Origin of the sequence: Chryseobacterium sp. BGARF1, assembly GCF_001677955.1 — a bacterium.
In the GTDB taxonomy this organism is placed as follows: Bacteria; Bacteroidota; Bacteroidia; order Flavobacteriales; family Weeksellaceae; genus Chryseobacterium.
Window position 1 is genome coordinate 1 of record NZ_LELA01000066.1, and the last position, 8,576, is coordinate 8,576.

9 protein-coding genes are annotated in these 8,576 nt (G+C 32.8%); 3 read left to right on the forward strand and 6 right to left on the reverse strand.

The window, feature by feature from the left end:
* Positions 1–198: 198 nt before the first annotated feature.
* Both lpdA and AB671_RS13130 read right to left on the reverse strand, forming a co-directional pair.
* Positions 199–1,602, reverse strand: a complete 1,404-nt coding sequence (lpdA, locus tag AB671_RS13125; protein WP_066679113.1) for a dihydrolipoyl dehydrogenase — start codon at positions 1,600–1,602, stop codon at positions 199–201.
* Positions 1,603–1,769: 167 nt separating this feature from the next.
* Positions 1,770–2,096 (reverse strand): hypothetical protein, encoded by a 327-nt coding sequence (locus tag AB671_RS13130; protein WP_066679110.1) that lies wholly within the window; start codon positions 2,094–2,096, stop codon positions 1,770–1,772.
* 168 nt (positions 2,097–2,264) lie between these two features.
* On the opposite strand from AB671_RS13130, the gene AB671_RS22930 reads away from it, so the two are divergent.
* A complete protein-coding gene (locus tag AB671_RS22930; RefSeq protein ID WP_262484068.1) occupies positions 2,265–2,399 on the forward strand; it encodes a hypothetical protein in 135 nt (44 codons plus the stop codon).
* A 217-nt stretch (positions 2,400–2,616) separates the two neighbouring features.
* Here the strand turns inward: AB671_RS22930 and AB671_RS13140 are convergent, their stop codons facing one another.
* Genes AB671_RS13140 through recQ form a run of 4 tightly spaced genes read right to left on the reverse strand, consistent with a single transcriptional unit; the run spans position 2,617 to position 6,519 of the window.
* Positions 2,617–3,699 carry a glycosyltransferase gene (locus tag AB671_RS13140; RefSeq protein ID WP_066675523.1) on the reverse strand — a complete coding sequence of 361 codons (1,083 nt, stop codon included), beginning with the start codon at positions 3,697–3,699 and terminating at the stop codon, positions 2,617–2,619.
* Positions 3,700–3,737: 38 nt separating this feature from the next.
* Positions 3,738–4,061, reverse strand: coding sequence for a hypothetical protein (locus AB671_RS13145; protein ID WP_066675520.1), 324 nt, complete (start codon positions 4,059–4,061; stop codon positions 3,738–3,740).
* Positions 4,046–4,297, reverse strand: coding sequence for a hypothetical protein (locus AB671_RS13150; protein ID WP_066675518.1), 252 nt, complete (start codon positions 4,295–4,297; stop codon positions 4,046–4,048). Before AB671_RS13150 ends, AB671_RS13145 begins: the two co-directional genes overlap by 16 nt.
* A gap of 17 nt (positions 4,298–4,314) precedes the next feature.
* Entirely contained in the window at positions 4,315–6,519 is a 2,205-nt protein-coding gene (recQ, locus tag AB671_RS13155) for a DNA helicase RecQ (RefSeq protein ID WP_066675513.1), read from the reverse strand.
* Between the two features lie 146 nt (positions 6,520–6,665).
* On the opposite strand from recQ, the gene AB671_RS13160 reads away from it, so the two are divergent.
* Both AB671_RS13160 and tatC read left to right on the forward strand, forming a co-directional pair.
* Positions 6,666–7,625, forward strand: a complete 960-nt coding sequence (locus tag AB671_RS13160; RefSeq protein WP_066675511.1) for an SIS domain-containing protein — start codon at positions 6,666–6,668, stop codon at positions 7,623–7,625.
* 94 nt (positions 7,626–7,719) lie between these two features.
* Positions 7,720–8,550 carry a twin-arginine translocase subunit TatC gene (tatC, locus tag AB671_RS13165; protein ID WP_185114061.1) on the forward strand — a complete coding sequence of 277 codons (831 nt, stop codon included), beginning with the start codon at positions 7,720–7,722 and terminating at the stop codon, positions 8,548–8,550.
* Positions 8,551–8,576 lie beyond the last annotated feature (26 nt).

Sequence of the window (8,576 nt, forward strand, 5' to 3'; positions counted from 1 at the left end):
CACTTGCAACAAGTATTAAGATGATTAAAATAATATTCAGATACAATAATTTTTTCAAAATTTGTTTTTTACGGTTTTTCAGATTAATTCTTTAACTAATTTATAAACAATATTTTAACAAACAAAAAAGACTGCCATCAAATTGATGCCAGTCTTCATTTTCTTAGTATTTAAATGATTAAATCTTTTAATCAAATCTTACATATGCAAAGCTCTTTTTCCTGTAGCATCCAAAGCAGCTTCTTTAATTGCTTCTGCGTAAGTAGGGTGAGCGTGAGAACTTCTTGCGATGTCTTCTGCACTTGCACGGAATTCCATTGCAATTACTCCTTCAGCAACCAAATCTGCAGCTCTCGCTCCAATCATATGGAAACCAAGAACCTCATCTGTTTTTTCGTCAGCGATAATTTTCACCAAACCGTCGATATCACCACTTGCACGGCTTCTTCCTAAAGCTCTCATTGGGAAAGTTCCGATTTTGTAAGCTACACCTTCTTCTTTTAATTGCTCTTCAGTTTTACCAACTCCTGCAACTTCAGGCCAAGTGTAAACCACTCCAGGAATTAAATTATAATTGATGTGAGGTTTTTGTCCGGCTAAAGTTTCAGCAACAAAAACTCCTTCTTCTTCAGCTTTATGAGCCAACATCGCTCCTTTAATTACATCTCCGATTGCATAGATATTTGCAACATTAGTTTGTAAATGGTCGTTGGTTTTAATTCTTCCTCTTTCGTCAAGCTCAACACCTGCTTTTTCCAATCCAAGGCCGTCTGTGAAAGGTCTTCTTCCTACAGAAACTAAGCAGTAATCTCCTTCAACAGTTACTTCTTCTCCTTTTTTATCTTTTGCAGTGATTTTTACAGAATCTCCGTTTCTTTCCACTGCAGAAACTGCTGTAGAAAGCATAAACTTCATTCCTTGTTTTTTAAGAACTTTAGTTAATTCTTTGCTTAAAGCTCCATCCATTGTAGGGATGATTTTGTCCATAAACTCAACCACAGTAACCTGAGAACCTAATCTTAGGTAAACCGAGCCTAGCTCAAGACCGATTACACCACCACCGATTACTACCAAATGCTTAGGAATTTCTTTTAAATTCAAAGCTTCTGTTGAAGTAATCACTCTTTCTTTATCTAAAGTAATGAAAGGTAAAGATGAAGGTTTAGAACCTGTTGCAACAATTGTATATTTAGAATCGATCGTTTCAGAAGAACCGTCGTTTTTAGTCACTTTAATTTGAGTAGCAGATTCAAAGCTTCCAAGACCTTCAAAAACAGTGATTTTGTTTTTGTCCATCAAGAAGTTGATTCCTTTTGTAGTCTGCTCTACCACTTCATTTTTTCTCGCAATCATTCTTGCGATATCAGCTTTTGGCTCGTTAATGATAATTCCGTGGTTTTCGAAATTATGCTTTGCATTTTCAAAATGCTCAGAACTGTCTAAAAGCGCTTTTGAAGGAATACATCCAACATTAAGGCAAGTTCCGCCCAACGTTGAATATTTTTCGATAATTGCTACTTTAAAACCTAATTGTGCAGCGCGAATTGCAGCTACATAACCTCCAGGACCGGAACCGATTACGGTAACATCAAATTGACTCATTTTATATTTTTATTTATTATTATCTGAAATGATTAATTCTTACAAATTTAATGATTAATTACCACGCCACAAAGTGAGTTTTGTCAAGTTTTTTTGTTGCGGGGTGATGGATGTTTAAATGATTGAGAATATTTTTAAAACTTCTGACATCTGACATTTAACCTAATTTACAAATTCAATTCTCCTTCTCCAAAAACTTCTTTATTTCCAAAATAAGAACCACCACAAATGTACCATGGAAGATTTTCCAGATATTCTATTGCATTTTCAGGTTTCATTCCTATAACCTCTTTTTTAGCAATAATTCCTTTGTACCATCTGTCTGATTCAAGAGTATATTTAAGCCAAATTCTTTGACAGAGTCTGCATTGAATAATGCTTACCTCAGCATTTTTGCCATCAGTAAAATCGGTTCCTACTATAGAAGTTCGGTATTCAGATTCAATTAAGTCGTGCTTTTCGCAGGCACAACCCAATTTTGGAAGTTTTTTCATGAATGAAATATTGATTTTAGATAAAATTGAAATGCAAATTTAAGGAAATACGGGAGATTTAATTGATTAATATTCCTTTAAAATAACCTTTGCACTCTGCTTTGTAAGTTTTCACTTGTTCTTTAAAATCACTTTTCCATTCAAATGTATCATTGCTTAGAAACGTATATGAAATATAATAACTGTAAAGAGAAAATAAAAGCAAAAGAATCTGTAAAAATGAAACTATTTTCAGAAGGAATTTTCGATTTTTTAATAATTTATGGAAACAAAAATCAACAATTAAAAGAAGAACAGTTATAACTAAACCATTGAGCAATATTCCTGAAATAAAAAATGTTTCTGACATAGAATTACCTAGACCATTACTTCTGTAAACTAATGGAAAAGCATAATATTTCGGAAAAATATCGTCTTTACAATTGCATTCAAAAACATATTCAAACCAATTTAATTTCAGTAAAAAAATCCTATAGAAAAAACATAGAATGCAAATATTTTTAAACTGATTTTCATTTTATTATTTTACAATATCTAAGAGTAGTTTCTCGTATCGGTCCAAAATGATTTCTTTTGAAAATCTAGATTTTATAGAATTTTTTATAGAATCTGCGTCGTAATTTCCACGTAATATCTGCAGAATCTTCTGCGAAAAATCTTCAGGATTTTCAATATTAGAAATTTCACCGTTTATTCTTTCTTGGATGATTTCGTTAATTCCGCCACGACAATTATTCGCTAAAGAATATGTTCCGCAGGCACCAGCTTCCAACAAAACATTGGGAAAACCTTCATAGCGGGAAGAAAGAATAAATAGATCGGCAAATTTTAGAAATTGATATGGATTTTCTTGCCTGCCATGAAAAATAACTTTTTTTAAACCTAAAAAATCCTTCATCTGATGAAGAATCTCCCTATCTCTGCCATCTCCTAAAATATGGAGAATAATATTCTCATTTTTCAGTCTTGAAAAAACTTTCAGCAGATTATCAAATCCTTTTCTTGCAGACAAATTTCCAATAGCAACCACATTTTTATAATTGTATTTAAAACTTTCGGGTTTTGTAGAGATCAAAAGTTTTTCATTGATAAACTCAAAATCTACAGGATTATTGATCTTAGTAATCTTATGTTTTTTAATATTAAAATTATCTACCAAATCATTCATCATATCATCGCTTTGCGCAATGATTTTTTGGTAATTGTTGTAAAAGTTATAGAAAAATTTTATTTCCTTTCTGGTTACATGCTCCGAAACAACATTGGTTTCTCTGGCAATGAATTTAATTTTAGGAAAAAGCTTTATAAATAAGGACAAATAGGCATTCACTTCTCCAAATCCTGAAAAAACAATATCGGGTTTCCTGCGGTAGATTTCCCTTAAAATAGGTTTTAAAGAATGTCTGATTCTTTCGGTATCGATGTCGATAATTTCTACATCTTTTTTCAGAAAATTTAAGTAACCACCTTGTTTCCGTAAAAGCAAAATCATAGGCTCAAAACAATCTCTGGAAAGATGATTTGCAATGGTGGTAACAATTCTTTCTGCACCTCCGGTTTCAAGATCCGGCAGAATAAACATGACAGAAATTTTCTTATTCATCCTAAGATTTTTTTTAATATTTTCAAAGGAGTTTGGTTTCACAATAAGTCCGGAAAATCCTGAGAATGATTATTTGTAATATGATTTATTAAAAACCTATGCTCTTTCTGATCGAAAAATATATACCAAGACGTATTGTTGTTTGCTTTGTATTTTAAAAATTTCCTTCCGAACTTTTTAAAATTCTCAGGGGTTTCATAAACATTAACTTGAAAATCAAAATTCATTATATAGAAAACAATTTGCTGTACATAAAATTTAGCATCTTCTTCAAAACCAAAATAGTTTTTCGAATATAAAATATCTACCAAATCTGTAAGGAAAACCTTAACATCATTAGAAAAAACTATTTCTCTTTCCAAGGTAAAGACTCAATATGTTCATAAACTTTCCTCATCATCTCTTTGCCAGTTATCCCTTTTGCAAATCGTTCATCAAAATCATCTTTTACAACGTATTCAGCTTGAGATTCTGCTATTCCATGAACAGACGTTTTTCTATTCTTAATCTCAAGTAATTCTGCAATAGTCTCAAGCTCATCCATTTGTTTTATCCACTGAATGAGTTCTCTTTTTGCTTCTAATATTGGATTTTCCATTTTGATTTTATCAAAAATTAATTAGCAACGTCGCTAATGAATTTTATCCTCAGCATTCTTACTTCTTCATCAGAAAGCTCATCCCCGAATTCATCAAGCAAAACTTTCATGCTGTCGCTTTCAGATTCGTTCATAAATTCCATAAAATCATCTACTACATCTTCATCGAAATTGTCTTCGATATAATAATCAATATTCAGCTTTGTCCCCTGATAAACAATACGTTCCATTTCTTTCAATAGATCATTCATCGAAAGATTTTTGGCTCTTGCTATATCTTCAAGATCAATTTTTTTATCAGTACTCTGTATGATGAAAACTTTATGACTCGATTTATTAGCCACATTTTTTAACACCATATCCTGAGTACGTTCTATGTTGTTGTCTTCAACATATTTAGCAATATGATCAGCAAATTCTTTTCCGTATTTTTTAGCTTTTCCTTCTCCAACACCATATACTTTAGCAATTTCTTCTACAGTAATAGGATATTGTACCGTCATATCTTCCAAACTAGGATCCATAAAAACCGTATAAGGAGGAATTCCATGTTTTTTGGACACTTTTTTTCTAAGCTCTTTTAAAAGTCCAAATAAATTTTGATCTAGACCTCCACTTGACTGCATCTGTACCTGATCGCTTTCTGCTTTGGTCTGTGAAAGATCAAATTCGCGATCTTCAGCAATTAAAAAAGGTTCATTAAAATCTTCAGTTAAAGTTTTCTTACCCTTTTCAGTAAATTTTAAAACGCCATAAGTTTCGATGTCTTTCTGTAAAAAATTCTGTACCGTGGCTTGTCTTAAAATTGTTTTCCAGTAGTTATCTTTTTCAGATTTTCCAAACCCAAAAAATGAACTTTGCTCTAATTTATACGCCTTCGTAACTGCCGTTTCTTTTCCAACAATAACAGAAATTAAATCTTTTGACTTAAATTTTTCTTGCGTTTCGTTAATTAATTCTAATGTTCTTTTTAAATCGTTCGAAGCGTCTTTCAATTTTGGAGGGTTTGATGCATTGTCACACATTTTAGCTCCGTCACCATTTATAGGATCAAAAGTTTCACCAAAATAATATAAAATATACTGTCTTCGGCTCATTGAAGTTTCGGCATAGCCAACTACTTCATTTAAAAGTTGTAAACCAATTTCTCTTTCAGAAACAGGTTTTTGAGCCAGAAATTTTTCAAGTTTTTCAATATCTTTAGGATCGTAGAAAGCAAGGCAATATCCTTCTCCCCCATCACGACCTGCACGACCAGTTTCCTGATAATAACTCTCCAAAGATTTTGGAAAATCATAATGAATCACAAAACGCACATCCGGTTTATCGATTCCCATTCCGAATGCAATCGTTGCTACAATTACATCTGCCTCTTCCATCAAAAACTTATCCTGATTGGCTACTCTCACTTTTTGGTCGAGACCTGCATGATAAGGAAGAGCATTGATTCCGTTTACCTGAAGAAGCTGAGCAAACTCCTCCACTTTTCTTCGGCTCAAACAATAAATAATTCCTGATTTACCTTTATTTTTATTGATAAATTTTACAATTTCTTTATCTATATTCACTTTTGGAGTGACTTCGTAAAATAAATTAGCTCTGTTAAAGCTCTCTTTAAATACCAAAGCATTGCTCATTCCTAAAGTTTTCTGAATATCATCCTGTACTTTCGGGGTCGCTGTTGCCGTTAAAGCAATTACAGGAACATCTGCAATTTTATCGATGATTTGCTTTAAATTTCTGTATTCCGGTCGGAAATCGTGTCCCCATTCTGAGATACAGTGCGCTTCATCGATTGCAAAGAATGAAATCTTAACATCTTTTAAAAATTCCAGATAATCTTCTTTAATTAATGACTCTGGAGCTACATAAAGAAGCTTTGTTTTACCACTTTTTATATCATCAAAGACCTGTTTGGTCTGAGTTTTGTTAAGAGAAGAATTAAGAACGTGGGCAATCCCCGTTTCTGATGAAAGTCCGTTTACGGCATCCACCTGATTTTTCATAAGGGCAATAAGCGGTGAAACAACAATTGCCGTACCCTCAGAAATAAGAGCCGGAAGTTGATAACACAGTGATTTACCGCCTCCTGTAGGCATAAGAACAAAAATATCTTTTCCGTTTAAGAGATTATTAATGATCTCTTCCTGCTGTCCTTTAAAGGTAGAAAATCCGAAGTATTTTTTTAATTCGCCTGATAAATTGGCTTTTTTTGCGCTCATCTAATTTTGTATTGCTAAATTTGCATCCAATCCAAAGTTATAAAATTTTTACTTAAAATAAAAGTAATAGAATTTTTTAGTAATCAAATTTATGTTAAGCATAAATTCAAATCATTGGTAATCTACATACTAATTTCGTTATAAAAATGGAAAGAGACAACATTATCTCAATAGCAAAAAGCACATTGACCATAGAAATTTCCGAACTGGAAAAATTAAAAGAAAGAATTGGAGACGAATTTGTAAAAGCAGTAGAACTAATTCACTCTGCTACCGGAAAACTTATCGTAGTTGGTATCGGTAAATCGGCTCATGTTGGTAATAAGATCGTTGCAACGCTAAATTCTACAGGAACTCCTTCTCAGTTTTTACATGCCTCTGAAGCCATTCATGGAGATTTAGGAGTTATTCAAAAGCAAGATGTCGTTTTATGCATATCTAATTCAGGAAATTCACCTGAAATCACCAATCTTGTTTCTTATTTAAAAGATTATTCTTCTGCATTAATAGGAATGACGGGAAACAGAAAAAGCAAACTGGCAGAATTTTCTGATGTTATTTTAGATACTCACGTAGATTTGGAAGCGTGCCCGAATAAACTGGCTCCAACAAGTTCTACAACCAATCAAATGGCTTTAGGTGATGCTTTAGCTGTATGTCTTATGGAAATGAATGATTTTAAAGAAAATGATTTCGCAAAATTTCATCCCGGCGGAAGTTTAGGTAAAAACTTAACGGCAAGAGTTGAGCAGTTTCTTTCTTCACAAAAGCCTCAGGTTTCGGAAAACGCATCTATAAGAGATGTCATTATTTCGATTAGTGCATCAAGTCATGGAATCACTGTAGTAACAGATAATGAAAAAATCATCGGTGTTGTTACCGATGGAGATTTGCGAAGAATGTTGTTGAAAGGTGACGATATTTCTAAAGTTTTAGCAAAAGATATTATGTCTGCAAACCCAAAAACAATAGAAAAAGATGTCTTAGCAAAAGAAGCCATGAAAATTTTAAAAGACAACAACATTGGGCAATTAATTGTAACAGAAAACGGGCAATATTTCGGAATTATTGATCTGCATACCTTATTAGACGAGGGAATTAATTAGTTTTAAAGTTATAAGTTCTCAGGTACGAGTTTATTACGCTTGGTCTGCAAAACTCTAATAACTTTTCATACATTTGAAACTTAAAAAAATATCTGTGAGCGAAGATAAAGACATGTCTTTTTTTGGACATATTGGAGAATTGAGAGGGCATTTGATACGCTCTATTCTTGCTATTGTTATAGCGGCAGTTGTTGTCGGTTTTAATATCAACTGGATTATGGATCATATCTTTTTTGGTCCTACCCGAAACGATTTCCCTACGTTTAAATTGGTGAACGAGTTTTCACAATGGATTTTGGGTGAAGACAGTATTACTTTACCGGATGAATTTCCGGTGCGAGTTCAGAGGCTGTATCAGCAATTTAACGTGATGATGGCAGTTTCTATTTTTGGTGGCGTTGTTGCAGCTTTTCCTTATATCGTTTGGGAATTGTGGAGATTTATCAGTCCGGCTCTACATCCAAATGAAAGAAAAAATTCGCTTTTCATCATCAATTCGGTTTGGATTTTATTTATGACCGGAGTTTTATGCGGATATTTTCTGATTTTGCCTTTTGCGGTTAATTTTGGAGTTATTTTTAAAATTTCAGACATTATTATTCCGTTATATGATCTTAGTGATTACACGACTCTATTCTTACAGGTTGTTTTAGGAATGGGGGTTGTTTTCTTATTTCCGGTTTTAATTTATTTCTTGACCAATATCGGAATTTTGAATCCTACGTTTATGAAAACATACAGAAGACACGCTATTGTTTTAATTATGGTGGTTGCTGCGATTATTACTCCTGCCGATGTTTTGAGTATGATTATGGCGGCGTTACCGCTTTTACTTCTTTATGAATTCAGTATTGTCATGTGTGGTTACACTTATAGAAAAGTACAAAAACGGGATGCTGGTTTAAAAACGGTTCAAAAATCTTAAAAAAATTAATATATATATTATGGCGG

Excerpts from the sequence above, each read along its gene's own strand:
- AB671_RS13160 (WP_066675511.1), top strand. The coding sequence starts at position 6,666 with ATGGAAAGAGACAACATTATCTCAATAGCAAAAAGCACATTGACCATA.
- AB671_RS13130 (WP_066679110.1), bottom strand. The coding sequence starts at position 2,096 with ATGAAAAAACTTCCAAAATTGGGTTGTGCCTGCGAAAAGCACGACTTA.
- AB671_RS13150 (WP_066675518.1), bottom strand. The coding sequence starts at position 4,297 with ATGGAAAATCCAATATTAGAAGCAAAAAGAGAACTCATTCAGTGGATA.
- AB671_RS22930 (WP_262484068.1), top strand. The coding sequence starts at position 2,265 with ATGAAATATAATAACTGTAAAGAGAAAATAAAAGCAAAAGAATCTGTA.
- lpdA (WP_066679113.1), bottom strand. The coding sequence starts at position 1,602 with ATGAGTCAATTTGATGTTACCGTAATCGGTTCCGGTCCTGGAGGTTAT.
- AB671_RS13140 (WP_066675523.1), bottom strand. The coding sequence starts at position 3,699 with ATGAATAAGAAAATTTCTGTCATGTTTATTCTGCCGGATCTTGAAACC.
- recQ (WP_066675513.1), bottom strand. The coding sequence starts at position 6,519 with ATGAGCGCAAAAAAAGCCAATTTATCAGGCGAATTAAAAAAATACTTC.